The organism is Vibrio thalassae (genome assembly GCF_900089835.1).
Classification (GTDB): domain Bacteria; phylum Pseudomonadota; class Gammaproteobacteria; order Enterobacterales; family Vibrionaceae; genus Vibrio; species Vibrio thalassae.
The window spans coordinates 1-15,444 of sequence record NZ_OANU01000041.1 but is presented as its reverse complement, the minus strand read 5'-3'; the positions used below and the strand labels follow the sequence as shown (position 1 = coordinate 15,444).

The 15,444-nt window shown below is 46.4% G+C and carries 16 protein-coding genes; 9 read left to right on the top strand and 7 right to left on the bottom strand.

What is annotated here, in order from left to right; genetic code table 11:
- The first annotated feature begins 75 nt into the window (after positions 1-75).
- Positions 76-588: a gluconokinase gene (locus VTH8203_RS12960; RefSeq protein ID WP_096994053.1), complete on the top strand. Its 513-nt coding sequence runs from the start codon at positions 76-78 to the stop codon at positions 586-588.
- Positions 585-2,399, top strand: coding sequence for a phosphogluconate dehydratase (edd, locus tag VTH8203_RS12955; protein ID WP_096994052.1), 1,815 nt, complete (start codon positions 585-587; stop codon positions 2,397-2,399). The genes VTH8203_RS12960 and edd overlap by 4 nt, the downstream gene beginning before the upstream one ends.
- Before the next feature lie 55 nt (positions 2,400-2,454).
- Here the strand turns inward: edd and VTH8203_RS12950 are convergent, their stop codons facing one another.
- The 3 genes from VTH8203_RS12950 to VTH8203_RS12940 form a co-directional block, all read right to left on the bottom strand.
- On the bottom strand, positions 2,455-3,462 hold the full coding sequence (locus tag VTH8203_RS12950) for a substrate-binding domain-containing protein (protein ID WP_096994051.1): 1,008 nt from the start codon (positions 3,460-3,462) through the stop codon (positions 2,455-2,457).
- Between the two features lie 203 nt (positions 3,463-3,665).
- Positions 3,666-5,093 (bottom strand): glycoside hydrolase family 1 protein, encoded by a 1,428-nt coding sequence (locus VTH8203_RS12945; protein WP_096994050.1) that lies wholly within the window; start codon positions 5,091-5,093, stop codon positions 3,666-3,668.
- 9 nt (positions 5,094-5,102) lie between these two features.
- Complete coding sequence (locus VTH8203_RS12940; RefSeq protein WP_096994049.1) at positions 5,103-6,452, bottom strand: PTS sugar transporter subunit IIC; 1,350 nt, start codon at positions 6,450-6,452, stop codon at positions 5,103-5,105.
- A gap of 242 nt (positions 6,453-6,694) precedes the next feature.
- Here VTH8203_RS12940 and VTH8203_RS12935 point away from each other — a divergent pair, with 242 nt between their 5' ends.
- The 3 genes from VTH8203_RS12935 (at position 6,695) to VTH8203_RS12925 (ending at position 8,010) form a co-directional block, all read left to right on the top strand.
- On the top strand, positions 6,695-7,006 hold the full coding sequence (locus tag VTH8203_RS12935; protein ID WP_038227649.1) for a PTS sugar transporter subunit IIB: 312 nt from the start codon (positions 6,695-6,697) through the stop codon (positions 7,004-7,006).
- 15 nt (positions 7,007-7,021) lie between these two features.
- On the top strand, positions 7,022-7,366 hold the full coding sequence (locus VTH8203_RS12930; protein ID WP_096994048.1) for a PTS lactose/cellobiose transporter subunit IIA: 345 nt from the start codon (positions 7,022-7,024) through the stop codon (positions 7,364-7,366).
- A gap of 194 nt (positions 7,367-7,560) precedes the next feature.
- Positions 7,561-8,010: a hypothetical protein gene (locus tag VTH8203_RS12925; RefSeq protein WP_096994047.1), complete on the top strand. Its 450-nt coding sequence runs from the start codon at positions 7,561-7,563 to the stop codon at positions 8,008-8,010.
- Here VTH8203_RS12925 and VTH8203_RS24560 read toward each other — a convergent pair.
- A complete protein-coding gene (locus tag VTH8203_RS24560; RefSeq protein WP_158296138.1) occupies positions 8,007-8,180 on the bottom strand; it encodes a hypothetical protein in 174 nt (57 codons plus the stop codon). The genes VTH8203_RS12925 and VTH8203_RS24560 overlap by 4 nt on opposite strands.
- On the opposite strand from VTH8203_RS24560, the gene secD reads away from it, so the two are divergent.
- Genes secD through VTH8203_RS12905 form a run of 4 tightly spaced genes read left to right on the top strand, consistent with a single transcriptional unit; the run spans position 8,179 to position 12,647 of the window.
- Complete coding sequence (gene secD / locus VTH8203_RS12920) at positions 8,179-9,969, top strand: protein translocase subunit SecD (RefSeq protein ID WP_167385821.1); 1,791 nt, start codon at positions 8,179-8,181, stop codon at positions 9,967-9,969. The two genes, VTH8203_RS24560 and secD, sit on opposite strands and share 2 nt — an antisense overlap.
- A 2-nt stretch (positions 9,970-9,971) precedes the next feature.
- The gene (secF, locus tag VTH8203_RS12915; protein WP_096994045.1) at positions 9,972-10,874 is read left to right on the top strand and encodes a protein translocase subunit SecF; all 903 of its coding nucleotides are present in this window, start codon (positions 9,972-9,974) and stop codon (positions 10,872-10,874) included.
- Positions 10,871-11,962: a calcium:cation antiporter gene (locus tag VTH8203_RS12910; protein ID WP_096994044.1), complete on the top strand. Its 1,092-nt coding sequence runs from the start codon at positions 10,871-10,873 to the stop codon at positions 11,960-11,962. The genes secF and VTH8203_RS12910 overlap by 4 nt, the downstream gene beginning before the upstream one ends.
- 31 nt (positions 11,963-11,993) lie before the next feature.
- On the top strand, positions 11,994-12,647 hold the full coding sequence (locus tag VTH8203_RS12905) for a DedA family protein (RefSeq protein WP_096994043.1): 654 nt from the start codon (positions 11,994-11,996) through the stop codon (positions 12,645-12,647).
- A 71-nt stretch (positions 12,648-12,718) separates the two neighbouring features.
- Here the strand turns inward: VTH8203_RS12905 and VTH8203_RS12900 are convergent, their stop codons facing one another.
- The 3 genes from VTH8203_RS12900 to VTH8203_RS12890 are packed head-to-tail and all read right to left on the bottom strand — an operon-like array spanning position 12,719 to position 15,205.
- A complete protein-coding gene (locus VTH8203_RS12900) occupies positions 12,719-13,381 on the bottom strand; it encodes an HAD family hydrolase (protein WP_096994042.1) in 663 nt (220 codons plus the stop codon).
- Positions 13,374-14,402 carry an ABC transporter ATP-binding protein gene (locus tag VTH8203_RS12895; protein ID WP_096994041.1) on the bottom strand — a complete coding sequence of 343 codons (1,029 nt, stop codon included), beginning with the start codon at positions 14,400-14,402 and terminating at the stop codon, positions 13,374-13,376. Before VTH8203_RS12895 ends, VTH8203_RS12900 begins: the two co-directional genes overlap by 8 nt.
- On the bottom strand, positions 14,399-15,205 hold the full coding sequence (locus VTH8203_RS12890) for an ABC transporter permease (RefSeq protein WP_096994040.1): 807 nt from the start codon (positions 15,203-15,205) through the stop codon (positions 14,399-14,401). Before VTH8203_RS12890 ends, VTH8203_RS12895 begins: the two co-directional genes overlap by 4 nt.
- Between the last annotated feature and the right edge of the window lie 239 nt (positions 15,206-15,444).

Sequence of the window (15,444 nt, the reverse complement as noted above, 5' to 3'; positions counted from 1 at the left end):
TGAATTAATTGAATTGTGCGGATTGGATCAAATTTTGATTCGTGAGGAGGGAACTTGGGGAAGTGCATTATTGTGATGGGAGTTTCTGGCTCAGGTAAGAGCACAGTGGGCAAAGGGATTGCCGATGTATTAGGCGCAAAGTTTATCGATGGCGATGATCTTCACCCGAGAAGCAATATCGACAAGATGGCGGCGGGTATACCGCTAAGCGATGATGACCGAGCTCCATGGCTACAGCGCATCAATGATGCTGCATACAGTTTGGGTCGCAAAAATGAACATGGCGTGATTGTCTGTTCCGCGCTGAAAAAGCGTTATCGTGACACATTACGCCTTGGTAACAATAATCTGATATTCGTGTTCTTAGATGGTGAGTTTGAGCTTATTCGACAACGAGTTGACCAGCGCGGTGGTCATTTTATGAAAGGCTCCCTCCTGCGAAGTCAGTTTGAAGCTCTAGAACGCCCTGATTGTGAATTGGATGTCGTGACCATACCTATCGACATGCCACTAGAACGCGTGATTCACGCCGCTGTTCGTGATCTCCGCAGCCAATTATCTAATGCCACGCTTGAGGTTGTATCATGACTCATACAACCTTACTGGCGGTTACGCAGCGTATCGAGCAGCGCAGTGCCCTATTAAGACAACAATATTTAGCGAATATTGCGCAGCAAAAACAAGCAGGCAAAGGGCGCTCGCAACTCTCGTGCGGCAACCTTGCACACGGCGTAGCTGCGGCGTGCGATGCGGACAAACACTCCTTGCTCAACAACACCAGCGCCAACTTGGCTATCATCTCGTCATACAACGACATGTTGAGCGCTCATAAGCCCTATGAAGGTTATCCGGAATTCATCCAACAAGCGTTAAGTCCGTTAGGCCATACCGCGCAAGTCGCGGGCTGTGTTCCCGCCATGTGCGACGGTGTCACACAAGGACAGCCGGGTATGGATATGTCGCTGTTTTCACGCGATCTTATCGCCCAAAGCACCGCCTTCTCACTCAGTCACAATATGTTTGATGGTAACTTGCTGCTTGGTATTTGCGACAAGATAGCGCCCGGTCAATTAATGGGCGCGCTGGCGTATGGTCATCTTCCCACTGCGTTTATTCCCGCAGGTCCAATGGCAACGGGAATCTCTAATGAAGAGAAGGTGACGATTCGCCAACAACACGCCGCTGGAGAGCTTGGGAAAGATTCGCTGCTAGAGATGGAATGTCGTGCTTACCACAGCAGTGGTACCTGTACCTTCTTTGGTACCGCCAATACCAATCAATTAGTGTTTGAAGCCATGGGGTTAATGCTACCCGGTAGCGCGTTTGTACCACCAGATTCCCCTCTTCGTACAGCCTTAACACAAGACGCAGCGAAGAGAATCGCCAGTAGTATTGCAGGCTCTGCAAGCTATCGCCCATTGTGTGACGTAGTCTCAGCAAAAAACTTGATTAACGGTGTGGTAGCCCTACTCGCTTCTGGTGGTAGCACGAATCACAGCATTCATATGATTGCCGTCGCCCGAGCTGCAGGCTTGCTACTAACTTGGCAAGACATCAACGATCTTTCCGACATCGTACCTCTGGTCGTCAATATTTACCCGAATGGCACCAGTGATATCAATGCATTTCATGCAGCGGGCGGTGTCCCTGCTCTATTAACCAGGCTCAACCAGCAAGGGTTACTGCATCGCGATACCGTGACGGCATTTGGCCGTTTTGAAGATCAACTTTGCTACCCACAATTAGACACTCAATCTGATGATCAGGTCCTCACTTGGTTACGCTCTAATGGGACGAAAAACCCTGAGGTCATCGCTAATGACAAGCAGTATTACCAAAAAACGGGCGGGTTAAAGCAAGTATCAGGTAACTTAGGGCAAGCTATCGTTAAAGTGTCGGCGGTAAAACCAGAGCACCAGATTATCGAAGCACCAGCCAAAGTATTTAACGATCAGAGTCAAGTGGAAGCAGCCTATCAGCGAGGCGAACTCGAGTGCGACTGCGTGGTCGTCGTGCGTTTTAATGGCCCAGCAGCTAACGGCATGCCTGAGCTGCATAAATTGATGCCATTGCTTGGCAATATCCAAAATAAAGGTTTTAACGTCGCCTTGGTGACCGATGGTCGGCTGTCTGGCGCGTCAGGGAAAATCCCCGCAGCGATTCATGTATCGCCAGAAGCCCTGAGAGGCGGGAACATTGCACGTATACAAGATGGCGATAGGGTTCGATTAGATTGCCACCGTGGAGAACTCAAAGTGTTCGAAGGTATCGAGAGTCGCCCTCTAGAGGCTCATGATGCCGAAATCTATCAACAGACTTGGGGCAGAGATCTGTTTGCAACTTGTCGCCAGAACGTCTCAGCAGCAGACCGAGGAGCGAGTTTCCTCTTTGTCGACTAAACCATGTTGACCCCGCGAGCCTACCCCCGAGTTTTCATTAAGGCGAGATCTTGAGTTAGAGACTCTCTCCCTCAATAATCGTAAAGCCCATATCAAAAACTTTTTGCTCGCTTGGGGCTCCTGATAGCGCCGATAGCAATAACTCGGCGCTCTTTTTCCCAATCTCAAATCGTGGTGTATCAATACTTGCCAAGGTTGGGCTAATCACTTTACCCATATCCAGAGCGTTAAAACCAACGACGCTGATGTCCTCAGGAACTCGTTGTTGCTTAGCACGACACGCCATAATAGTACCAATCGCAATATCATCGTTGGTGCAGAATACGCCATCAAGCTCTGGTTGAATCAGCAGAGCTTTGTCGAGCAAAGTACTACCCAAAGCAAAACTAGAGTGCTCTTTGGTTAATACGTGCAGAGGTTCCAGCCCTGCCTCAGTGACCGCTTTATCATAGCCGTGCATACGTAGCTGAGTTCGGGTATCTAGGCGAGCACCAAAATAAGCAATGTTACGCTTGCCTTTAGCTATCATTTGCGTCACCACGTCATAAGCCGCCTGCATATGGTCCAAACCGACCGCCATATCAATAGGATTAACCGGTAAATCCATGGCTTCTACCACAGGAATACCTGCGGTTTTTATCATTTGCAGCGTGCGCTCGGTATGATTGGTGTCCGTCAAAATTAGACCATCTACTTGATAAGAAAGAAAAGATTCGATTTTCTTTTCTTCCACATCACGATCGTAGCTGTAGTGAGCGATCAAGGTATCGTAACCATTGAGGTTAGTCACATTCTCAACACCTTGCGCGAAGCTAGAAAATACTTGGTTAGACAATGAAGGCAACAGTATACCAATCGCTTTACTTGATGACTTTGACAGCATTGCAGGCGTTCGATTATGAATATAGCCAAGTTCTTCAACCACTTGAGCGATTTTATCGCGAGTCGCTTGGGCGACCGAATCTGGATTGCGCATGTAGCGACTTACCGTCATTTTAGTGATACCCACTCTATCAGCAATATCTTGCAAAGTTGGGCGTGAACGTTTTGCTTCCATAGTCATTCAACGAATTCTCAAGTAGTAGTGAATGTTACTGTAACATTTTTGCTGTTAATGAACTAACGGTTATCCAAATCTCTAGGTAGGGAAGGTTGAAGAATAACGATTTTTATATCAGATTCAAATAGATAGCTAGTAATATTAGGCAGGGCAAACAAAATTGGGAGAAAAGAACGGCGAGTATGTAAACTCGCCGATATTAGGGTTTAGCGGTACTCATCATCCAGATCGATATCTAGACATCGAGTCTCAGACAAGGTTTTATACCATTGGCCGGATTTTTTCACCCGACGGTTGCGATTGTCTTCGAGATCAATCTCTACCAAGCCATAGCGGTTCTTGAAAGCATTCATAGGTGAGACATTGTCCGTGAACGCCCAAAGCATGTAGCCTCTACAGTTTGCGCCGTCTTCTATCGCTCTTAGCAAATGGAACAAGTGCCTTGAGATAAAATCAATACGGTAGTCATCTTGAATCTGGCCTTCTTCATCTTTGAACTCAGCTTCATTTTCAATGCCCATACCGTTTTCACTCAAGATCCACTCGATATTGCCGTACTCATTTTTAATGCGCATTGCCATATCATAAACAATAGCCGGATCGATCTCCCAACCTCGTGAGAAGTTCATTTCTCTACCCGGTAAGTCAAAGCCGCTAAAGTACTTTTTCGGATGAAACGGCACGTGCGTTGGCCATTCCGCTTCCGGCGCTTTCACTCTGTGTGGGTAATAGAGGTTGGCTCCAATAAAGTCCACAGTATTATGTTTGATGATCGCAAGGTCTTCTTCCGTTGGTGCGAAGTCAATGCCATTGCCTCTCAATAACGTTAACAACTCCGCCGGATATTCTCCTTTGATAGCCGGGTCCAAAAACACACGATTGTAGAACAAATCGTAGATTTCAGCCGCGCGCTTGTCGTGCACCGCACTAGAGCGTGGATAGGTCACTTCAGGATTTAGCACCACACCGATTTTTCCATCATAGCCGTGCTCGCGGTAGGCTTTAACAATTTTCGCCGTCGCTAAGTTTTTGGCATGATTCCACACCATCCACTTATTAGTGTCTTGCTCGTATGGGTATCGAATCGCATCAAGATACACTCGGGTTTGCACCACGATAGGCTCATTGAAACTAAACCAGTACTTCACCTTATGAGCGTAACGCTTGAACACTTCCTCCGCGTAGTGAACAAACATATCGACCACTTTAGGCGAACTCCAGCCACCGTAATGTTCGAGCAAATAAGCGGGTAGCTCATAATGCTCCAAGCAGAACATCGGCTCGATACCTTTCGCAAGCATGGTATCAATGACCTTATCAACGTAGCCTGCATACTCTTCATCGACAATCCCTTGCTCATAATCAAGCATAAATCGAGACCAGTTGATGGAACTGCGGTAGTGGGTTAAACCCACCACCTGCATGAGGTCAATATCTTCAACATAACGGTTGTAGAAATCAGTCGCGACAGCTGGCCCATAGCCGTTATGCCAGACTTTTCGGTCGTTCTTGTACCAAGCATCAATATAAGAATCTTGGCTATCTTTCTTACCACTCCAACCTTCGGTTTGCCATGCAGACGCTGCTGCACCAAGAATAAAACCTTCAGGAAACTTCATAGCGTATTGAGTCATTATGCGTCCTTAAGCTACCGCTTCTTTCGCTTCCGATTTTTGCTCGCTTTCTAGATTATCGAGCTGCTCTTTGAACTGGTTCTCACACACTTTGACAAAAGGTAGGTAGATGAGAATCGAGGTAACAATACAAGCTATCTGAGTCACCACTGCACCAAGCGAACCACCTGTCGCCAACCATGAGCTCAGAATCGGTGGACAGGTCCAAGGAATCATCACCACAGCCTTACCAGCAAAACCAATCGCCGTTGCGTAGTAACCAATCATCCCGGTAATTAGCGGTGTAATAATGAATGGAATCGCTAGAATCGGGTTGAGCATGATAGGCATACCAAACACCACTGGCTCGTTGATGTTGAATGCACCTGGACCGACAGAAAGCTTGGCAATCTCGCGCATATCTTTACGTTTCTTACATACTAAGAAGACTGCAACAAGTAGACCAATCGTGACACCTGAACCGCCGATACTCATGTAGATGTCCCAGAAAGGCATCGTAATGATGTTCGGAATTTCTTCCCCGTTTTCATAAGCTGTCATATTTGCGGCAATCGCACCAAGCAGCAGCGGCTCACGTAGTGGCTTGATCATTTGGTTTCCGTGAATACCCACTACCCAGAAAACCTGAGCTAGGAACATCAGTAAAAGCACACCAGGTAGACTTTGGATAGCCCCTTCAAGCGGACGTTGAATCGCTGCGTACGTTGCATCATAAAGCGTCATTCCCGAAATCTCGTAGAATGCGAAACCAAACGTAGCAATCGCAGTAACGGTAATGATCGATGGCAGCAATGCCGAGAACGAGTTCGCCACATTTGGCGGCACAGAATCAGGCATCTTGATTTGTAAAGCGTTAACTTTCAAAAGCTTGCTGTATACCTCAACCGATAGGATTGCGATAAACATACCCAAGAATAAGCCTTTAGTGTCGGTATATTGGCGAGCAATAACATTACTCACTTCAAACGCTTCACCTGCTACAACCACTTCATAGGTAGTTGGAATGACCGCTACGAAACAGATAACCGCAAGCAAACCCGAGTAAGCGTTAACTTGACCATTAAGCTTGCCAAGCTCAAGACCAATCATAAAGATGGCCCCGATGGTCAAGAAGTTCAGTGTCGCATAGTTTATTTGACCCATGATTGGACGGTATTCAGCCAAAAAGGCAAAGGTTTCAAAAGCAGCAAGACCTGACTGAGTACCCATAACCATGTTAGAAATCAGTACGCCAAACGCACCAACGATAATGACTGGCATCAGCATGACAAACGCTTGTTTGATAGCCATCACGTATTTCAAGCTGGTAAACCAGCCTGCCCAGTAATTGAGCTTTTCTGTAAACGCATTATTAAGCACGAGGTATCCCCTTCCATTCGTGTCGTTCATATTTGTTACGGGTAACATTACGGGTAACAAAACTAGAAAACAAAGAAAAATCCGGATAATTGTTAGCTTGAGCACGAAAAAAAGCCTAATTACTCATCAAATTTGAGCTAGATAACACTTTTGACAGATCACGTATTGCCGAATAAATAGTTACCCGTAACACTAGGGATAACAAAAAACACAAATAAGTGTCAATAACAGGAGAAACAACGATGAAAATTCTATTGCTATGTTCGGCGGGAATGTCGACCTCTATCCTAGTAAAAAAAATGGAAGAAGCTGCTAAAAACCAATCTATTGACGCTGAAATATTGGCTGTGCCAATTGCTGAATTCGAAACTAAGCTAGCCGACTGGGATGTGTTCTTACTTGGTCCACAAGTGAAATTCCGCCAACAAGAATTTGCAGCCTTGGCGGCAGAGCAAGGCAAGAAAGTCCTAGCGATCAATCCTATGGATTACGGTGCAATGCGCGGTGAGAAAGTTCTGGCAACAGCCATTGAAGCACTCAGTGAAACAGCTTAATTAGGGGTATCAAATATGGATCTTGAGATCACCATCATGGGCTTAATCTGCAATGCAGGTGAAGCGAGAAGTCTATCCATGGAATCTATTAAAAGTGCCCGTAACGGACAGTTTGAACAAGCACAAAGCTACCTAGATCAAGCAGATGAAGCAATTCGTCAAGCTCATTTAGTTCAAACGGAATTAATAGGCGCCGATGAAGGTGAAGGTAAAATCCCGGTCACACTAGTGATGGTTCATGCTCAAGACCATTTGATGACCACCATACAAGCAATAGAAAGTGCTCACGAAACAGTGCATCTGTATCAACGTCTCAACAAACTCGAACAGAGCGTTTTTAACAACGTTAGTATGGCTTAATTAATTTGCCGCAGCGTAAACAACAGTCCGATCGCGCTGCGGCAATATACTAATCAACAGCCTACCAAAAGCTCCCTTCAGTAATAGATACAATTGCTAACACTTTTACCTTTTCTATTCGCCCATTTTATGACCAGCATCCGGTATACTGCCCGCGAACCAGAAAGTCATCGCTTACACGTAAAGGTTATTCATTGGTTAAACGTTGGTATCGTCTATTCCTAGCGCTTATGATTACAGTTTGCACACATACTGTAGGCGCGGACGAGTATCTCGCGCCCAATACTTCCAATCTCGCTAATACTGTTATCACTGTCGACCTTTCAACGACGCCATCTGAAGATTTTAATGCCCCAGCAGATGATAGTGGGTCGATTCTTAATGATTACATGGGTCCACTGTTTCTTTCTTCATCCAGACGTGTCATTAGTGACAGTTGGGATGCCGACCAAAAAGCAACGCCTGATTACCACCTATTAATTGCCTTCTTAGCACCTCCCTTGCTGGCGCTCGCCACAAGAAGCACTTCACTTATTCCACCGCAACGTCATTGGACGAGCCGCACACAAAGTGCTCCCTCAAGAGTGGCAGGCTGGAAAGAAGCCAACACCTTGTACGCTCACAGACAGCCTCACTCAAACTAACTCTCAAGACCAAGTTCAGGACTACCTGAACGCTTCAACACGCGCAGCACATTGAGAGCAGCGACTTGCTGATGACTGAAATAAATGTCTTCACAGACTGATTTGGTTACGGCTTTCGTCTCTTTCATGATGACCAGGCGCTCATTTTGATCCGTTTTAGAGAGTTTCATTGTGAAAAAACCATCACGTCAACCAATCAACCGCTACGCCAAGTGGAAGTACGTGGTACTTATATTCAGCTTGCTCGTCATGCTGTTAAGTGCTCTACCTTCTTTGTATGGTGAAAATGCCGCCCTTCATATTAACCATCGAGGGCAAATTTCTGATGCGAGTCAAATCGCTCAATACCTTGAACATGCCAACATCACCCCCACTAGCATTGAACAAGATGGTGATAAAACCATCGTGATTCTAAATAGCCCCAAACAACAAGCTGCAGCGCAAACACTGCTAAAACAGCACTTAGATGAATCCACAACCGTCGCACTAGCGATGGAGCCAGCAGCGCCTCAATGGTTACTAAAATCAGGTTTTTCGCCTATCGCTCTGGGCCTTGATTTGAGAGGCGGCGTCCAATTTTTATTGGAAGTCGATATGGAGCCCGTCTATCAAGCACACCGACAAATGGTTATCGATGAGTTCTCTTCGGAGTTTCGAACTAGCCGAGGTCGAATCACGGGCGATAGCGTTCAGCTCAATTTGTTTGGTGGAACTTCTACCGCAGAAGCACGAGCCTTTTTACGTCAGCAGTTTCCTAACTGGCACACGTCAATCCAAGACAACACGATTCGCCTCTCATTGACAGATGAAGAGAAAAGCACTCTGCGCAACCTGACGGTTCAGCAAAACTTGCAGATCATGCGAGAGCGTATTGCCGAGCTTGGCATTACCGAAGCCTCGGTACAACGACAAGGCGAGAATCGCATTCGCATAGAATTACCCGGAGTTCAGGATCCTGCAGCGGCTAAAGACGTTATCGGTGCAACAGCTTCGTTAGCCTTTCATGCAGTCACAGATGGTCGAGGAAACCGCACCCAAGTTCTACCAGACAATGACGGAATCCCAGTTAATTTGGAGCGCCGCGCCATTCTTGGCGGAGAGCATATTATCGATGCGCGCGCGGGTGTCGGTGATATGGGAACCGCTGAAGTTAACATTTCGCTCGATACATCGGGTGGCCGAAAAATGTCTCAGTTTACCCGAAGCAATATTGGTAACCCGATGGCGACGGTCTACAGCGAGTACAGCCGCAATGCTGCGGGCAATAGCGAACAGCTCAGTAAGGTGATCAGTATTGCCACCATTCAGTCACAGTTGGGTAGCCGTTTTCGTATTACCGGTGTTGGCAGCATGCAAGACGCACAAGAGCTAGCACTTTTACTAAGGGCTGGTTCACTCACAGCCCCAGTTACCATTATTGAGGAACGAACCATCGGTCCTTCACTGGGTGCTGAAAACGTCAAAAATGGCTTTGCTGCGTTAGCGCTAGGATTAGGCCTAACACTAACTTTCATTGCACTTTGGTATCGACGCTTAGGCTGGGTCGCAAATGTTGCCTTGCTCGCCAACATGATGAGCTTATTTGGGTTAATTGCGCTGCTTCCCGGAGCTGTACTTACCTTACCTGGTATTGCAGGTATGGTGCTGACCGTCGGTATGGCAGTGGATGCCAATGTACTCATTTTTGAACGCATCAAAGACAAAATGCGCGAAGGGCGAACGCTAGCTCAGAGCATTGAAAAAGGGTTTAGCAGTGCCTTTCGTTCTATTTTCGACGCCAACCTCACCACCATGATTGTCGCCATTGCACTGTATGCCATTGGTAATGGTCCCGTTCAGGGCTTTGCCATCACACTAGGGCTTGGTCTATTAACCAGTATGTTTACCGGCGTGTTCTTATCGCGCGCCATCATCAATCTTGTTTGGGGGCGTGATCAGCGCCGAGAAGTGAGGATTTAGATATGACTCTTTCACAACATTCTCTTAGCCGAGTTCGCTTTAGCATGTCGGCGATTTCTGCGCTGCTTTTTGCTTTAGCCGTCGCTTTTATCAGTTTTAAAGGTTTTAACTGGGGGTTGGATTTTACTGGCGGTCTCGTGGCTGAAGTACGCTTAGACGCATCGATTGTCGCAACGGAGCTAAAAGCGTCACTTGATAACGCCTTGATGCAAGATGTCCAAGTGGTTAGCTCGACAGAGCCCGGCCGTTGGATCTTACGCTATAACCAACTCGATGATGTGGTGTTGTCCTTAACTCCAGCATTAGAGTCCATCAGCACATCCGTAGAGATCCTAAACAGCAGCATGGTAGGCCCTCAAGTAGGCCAAGATATGGTTGAACAAGGTGGCGTGGCAATACTAGCTTGTTTTGTGTTGACCATGCTTTATCTAAGCTACCGCTTTGAATGGCGGCTCGCTCTAGGCGCATTAGTGGCGCTGGTTCACGACATTGTTATCGTACTCGGTCTGTTTGCCATCACCCAGATGGAGTTCAATCTCACCATACTCGCCGCTGTACTTGCAGTGCTTGGTTACTCTTTGAATGACTCCATCATTATCGCTGACAGAGCCCGCGAGCTATTCAAAGCAAAGCCAAACGAGTCAGCAGATACACTTATCAATAACTCGGTACGTGCCACTTTCTCGAGAACTCTTATTACCTCAGGCACCACATTGGTAACCGTTTCTAGTTTGTGGTTGCTAGGAGGACCTGCGTTAGAAGGCTTCGCGATTGCATTGTGTGTGGGTATTGCCTGTGGGACATGGTCGTCAATTTCACTTGGAGTCACCTTACCTCAAATGATGGGTGTCCGACCTGAACACTACAGAGTGGCAACACCGAAGCAAGAGGAGGCAATGCCATGACGCAGTTCTTGAAGCAGGAATTCGTACTGCTACTTGGCATCATTACCGTTGTATTGTTTAAATTTGCTGGTGACAGTATCTTGCAGGCTCAAATGAGCTCAACTATCGGTATGGTACTTACCACGGCTCTGTTCGCAGTGGTCATGGCTTCAATATTTGCCGTGGTTCGTCATTCTGATGCTTTAGCCATCAAGTTAGGTGACCCTTATGGAACATTAATTCTGACCCTCTCAGTCATCCTCTTGGAAGTAGTGATGATTTCTTCTGTCATGTTGACGGGAGAAACCAATTCCGTTTTGGCAAGAGATACTATGTTTGCAGTTGTGATGGCCGTGCTCAATGGTTTAGTCGGTATTACGTTACTCATCGGTGGGCTAAAATACCACACACAGAAGTACAACCTTGATGGTTTGAAATCTTACCTCGTCGCCATCATTCCTTTATCGTTGCTGTGTTTGGTGTTACCTAATTTCACCAGCGTCACGGAATCAGGGGCAATGTCTAAGGCACTCACTATCACGCTAGTTTTAGCTTCAGTGGTGTTGTATAGCGTGTTTCTGTTTATTCAGACACGCAGCCACACCCATTTTTTTATGGATGAGGGCCACCAAGATAACCACGATTTTCACGGTCCTCTCGAGAGTAACTTTTACCATTCACTGTTACTTATAGGTTATTTAGTCGTGGTGATTCTGCTAGCTAAAAGCTTGGCTATCCCTATCGATGGCACTGTTAGCTTACTTGGCGCCCCACCAGCACTGGGAGGCTTGATAGTAGCCATCTTGATTCTTGCGCCTGAAGCGGTCGGGGCTGTTAAAGCCGCTTTAAACAATCAACTGCAGCGCGCGATGAACTTGTTCTTTGGCTCCGTACTGGCAACTATCGCACTCACCGTACCGGCTGTCCTTCTGATATCTGAGGTCATACAGCAACCTGTTCAACTGGGCTTGGCACCCGCTGAAATGGTCTTGCTCGCGACCACACTTATGATGACCGCCGTCAGCTTTAGTAGTGGCAGAACCAACTCCTTAAACGGCATGGCCCACCTCATTTTGTTCTTTGCTTACATCATCTTGATGTTTGAGTGATGTACTTAACTGACCAATAAGGCTTTTTATCATGCAAGAAATATTCGTTGCTATTTGGCACCATGATTTCGACACTCTGGCTCAAGTAAGCTCACTCAATAGCTTTCTCTTGTTGCTTGCGTTTATTTTATTACTTGAATCCAGCTTCGTTTTCTTACCACTGCCGGGAGACAGTCTAGTACTGTTTGTCGGCGGATTAGTTGGAGTAGGAATTTTGGAGTTTTATCCCGCAGCTGGAGCACTCTGTTTAGCCGCGTCATTGGGAAGCATTAATGCCTATATTCAAGGACGAGTTTTAAACCAAACTCGGCTTGTGCCTTTTTTGCACCGCGTGTTACCGAATGACTCACTCCCTAAGGCCAAACGCTTGCTGAGTCGCTATGGGTTCTTATCTTTATTCATCTCCAGATTTATCCCATTTGTGAGAGTCCTGACACCGATGCTTATGGGATTATCGAAGCTGAATTTCATGCGAACTCTATTTATCAGCATGAGCAGTTCTGTTATTTGGTGCTTGATCCTTATGCTCTCTGGTAAATGGTTGATGATTCATCCAAGACTTAATGACTACCAAGAACTACTTTCTAAATCGTTGGTGATAGTCAGCTTGTGCCTAATGGCGGGAGCGATTGTTGGTTTGTTGTACCGCTACTTACGCTCTAGCAAAAACAATATCGCCACTTAAGAATAGCGCCATGATGCCGCTGCTATTGGCTTAGATAGCAGCGGCGGATTTCTAGTATCAAGGCAGGGACACTAAAGTGACCACTTGAGTTGCTTCCATCCTTGCTTTTCACCTAATGCTTTTAGTGCTGGACATGGATTGACCAAATAAGCGTAATCAGCAAACTCGCACAAAGGTCGATCGTTAATGGAGTCGGTATAAAAATGAATCTCGGTATAGCTGTTATCTTGCTCAGATAACCATTGTGCGAGTTTTGCTACTTTGCCCTCTCGATAGGTCGCAATGCCTTTTATCTTGGCGGTGAAACTGTTCTGTTCGAGTTCTAAATCAATACCCATCGCCACATTAATCCCAAGACGCTTAGCGATCGCTTCAACTAGAAAGCTGACAGAGGCGGATATAATGATAGTATGGATATCGTCACGCTTTAGATCTGCAAGCAAAGCCCGCGCTTGTGGAAACAGGCGGGACAGGATTTTTTCATCGATGCACTGTTCTACCCATTGCTGTACTCTTTCAGTAGGAGCGTGGGTCAAAGGTGCAATGGAGAACTCAAGGTAATCTTCCATATCCATCTTTCCGTCCGCATACAACGCCATTAGCCGTTTATCTTGTTCAAGAAAGTCAGGTTGCATGGCAATGCCTTGCTCTACCAAAAACTCATTCCACAGCACGGCGCAGTCAGCATCAAACAAGGTTTCATCCATGTCGAATACGTATAGAGGTTTAGACATTTTCGGCTCTCACAGGTTGAATTTCGTTAAGGTTAAATAGCAGTTCTAATTGGCTGCCTGTTGCGAGTAACCGCTCCGAAGAGCGGTTAAGAAGATCCACCGTCAACTCACAGTCATCCACGTCGACTTGATAGCGAATAACATTACCAAGTAACTGATGGTTTTTAATCACGCCCGTTCGCGGCGCAGAGATATGGCTAGCGCACTCGCGTCCTTGTTCTTTGACATAAATAGACTCCGGACGAATCGCGACTTTCGAGTTCACGTCCATATCAAATAACGATTTTGCTTTATCTGCTGCCACCAAATTGTAATGCCCCATAAAACCTGCGACGAACTCATTGGCTGGATGGGTATAGATGGCTTCGGGTGCACCTTGCTGTACAATCTCGCCCTTATTCATCAAGAAAATCCGGTCTGACATAATCATCGCTTCCTCTTGATCATGAGTGACAAAGATAGTGGTGAGATTAAGCTCTTTTTGAATGGAGCGGATTTGTTGCCTAAGGTTCTTACGAATTTTGGCATCCAGCGCAGACAGAGGTTCATCCAACAAGAGAATTCTTGGTTTGACGACCAGAGCACGAGCCAATGCCACACGCTGTCTTTGACCGCCAGACAGCTGATGTGGATAGTGGTTTTCTTTACCCTGCAGTTCCACCAGCTCGACGACGTTTGCAACTTCACGCTGTATTTCGGCTTTACCCAAACTTTGCATCTTAAGTCCAAAAGCGATATTGCCCGCCACCGTCATATTCGGAAACAGAGCATAGGACTGAAACACCATGCCGATACCACGCTGCTGAGGTGCGGTATGGGTAATATCTACTCCATCGACAATGATCTGCCCACCTTCAACTGGATTCAGACCTGCTAGACTGCGTAGCAATGTCGACTTACCACAACCGCTGGGGCCAAGTAAGGTAATAAACTCACCTTTCTGGATGGTAAATTCGATGTCTTCAAATACCGTGTTGCTGCCAAATCGTTTGGTAAGCTGATTGACGGATACGTAACTCATGATTTGCCCTTCTGTTGATTACTGCTAAAACGGCTGGCAAGCCACGTCAGTAGGAAGATAAAGAAAAAGTAAGTGATCACTAATGCCGAGGTGAAGTGACCACTGGTTTGACGCATGTTGTAAAGATAGATTTGTAGTGTTTCGTAGCGAGTTCCCACCAGAATATTGGCGAACACAAATTCACCGAGTAAAAACGAGAACGATAGAAATAACGACGCCAGCAATCCTTTCTTCAAATTCGGAACGATGATCAAGAGAAATGCTTTTGTAGTGCTCGCTCCAAGCAGGTGCGCCGCGTCCATCAAATCGTTGAGGTTAATGGCCTCAAAGCTGTTGGAGATTGCTCGATACATAAAAGGCAGCGCGATGGTGAAATAGGTTCCGACAAGAATCCAAGGCGTCCCAACCAAAGGAATGGCGCTATCGGCGTAGATTTGAAGCAAACCTACCGATGACACCACAGGAGGTACCGCAAATGGCAGCAAAATCAGTACATTCATTAGCTTGTCGAGCTTCGGAAAGTAATAAAACACCACAAAGATCGCTGGAAGAATTAATACCACGCTAAGTGCAAGCGCCGCGAAGCACACCAGCAATGAACGCCCAAAGGCGGCGAGAAAGCGAGAATCCGTTAGTAGCTGAACATACCAATTTAAGGTAAATCCATCTGGCAATATGGTCGCCCCCCAACTTGACGACAACGAGTAAACCAAAGTAGCGACGATTGGAATCAGCATGATACCAACAATTCCGTAGACCACGGTTTTGTGATAGTAAACGCTCACATTACTATTTCGATGCATGATAACTCCTCGACAATAGCCACTGATTGACGGCGTTTTTCAAGGTAGTTGTCGCCTTTAATTTTTTAAGCAGCTTCTTTCTGCCTTTCAGGATTTAGCTTAACTTCACCAACTTCATCCCAGTTTCTAGATTCGTTTGACCACCGCTGTGGGTTGGCTGCTCTCGCTTGTTTATAAAGCTCTTTGCGCTTAGCTAAGATGGTACTATCCTCTCCATTATGGCGTTGAACTGGGGTCAC

Excerpts from the sequence above, each read along its gene's own strand:
- VTH8203_RS12930 (WP_096994048.1), top strand. The coding sequence starts at position 7,022 with ATGGATCTTGAGATCACCATCATGGGCTTAATCTGCAATGCAGGTGAA.
- VTH8203_RS24560 (WP_158296138.1), bottom strand. The coding sequence starts at position 8,180 with ATGAAACTCTCTAAAACGGATCAAAATGAGCGCCTGGTCATCATGAAA.
- VTH8203_RS12905 (WP_096994043.1), top strand. The coding sequence starts at position 11,994 with ATGCAAGAAATATTCGTTGCTATTTGGCACCATGATTTCGACACTCTG.
- VTH8203_RS12910 (WP_096994044.1), top strand. The coding sequence starts at position 10,871 with ATGACGCAGTTCTTGAAGCAGGAATTCGTACTGCTACTTGGCATCATT.
- VTH8203_RS12890 (WP_096994040.1), bottom strand. The coding sequence starts at position 15,205 with ATGCATCGAAATAGTAATGTGAGCGTTTACTATCACAAAACCGTGGTC.
- VTH8203_RS12945 (WP_096994050.1), bottom strand. The coding sequence starts at position 5,093 with ATGACTCAATACGCTATGAAGTTTCCTGAAGGTTTTATTCTTGGTGCA.
- VTH8203_RS12895 (WP_096994041.1), bottom strand. The coding sequence starts at position 14,402 with ATGAGTTACGTATCCGTCAATCAGCTTACCAAACGATTTGGCAGCAAC.
- VTH8203_RS12935 (WP_038227649.1), top strand. The coding sequence starts at position 6,695 with ATGAAAATTCTATTGCTATGTTCGGCGGGAATGTCGACCTCTATCCTA.
- VTH8203_RS12960 (WP_096994053.1), top strand. The coding sequence starts at position 76 with ATGGGAGTTTCTGGCTCAGGTAAGAGCACAGTGGGCAAAGGGATTGCC.
- VTH8203_RS12900 (WP_096994042.1), bottom strand. The coding sequence starts at position 13,381 with ATGTCTAAACCTCTATACGTATTCGACATGGATGAAACCTTGTTTGAT.
- edd (WP_096994052.1), top strand. The coding sequence starts at position 585 with ATGACTCATACAACCTTACTGGCGGTTACGCAGCGTATCGAGCAGCGC.
- secF (WP_096994045.1), top strand. The coding sequence starts at position 9,972 with ATGACTCTTTCACAACATTCTCTTAGCCGAGTTCGCTTTAGCATGTCG.
- VTH8203_RS12950 (WP_096994051.1), bottom strand. The coding sequence starts at position 3,462 with ATGACTATGGAAGCAAAACGTTCACGCCCAACTTTGCAAGATATTGCT.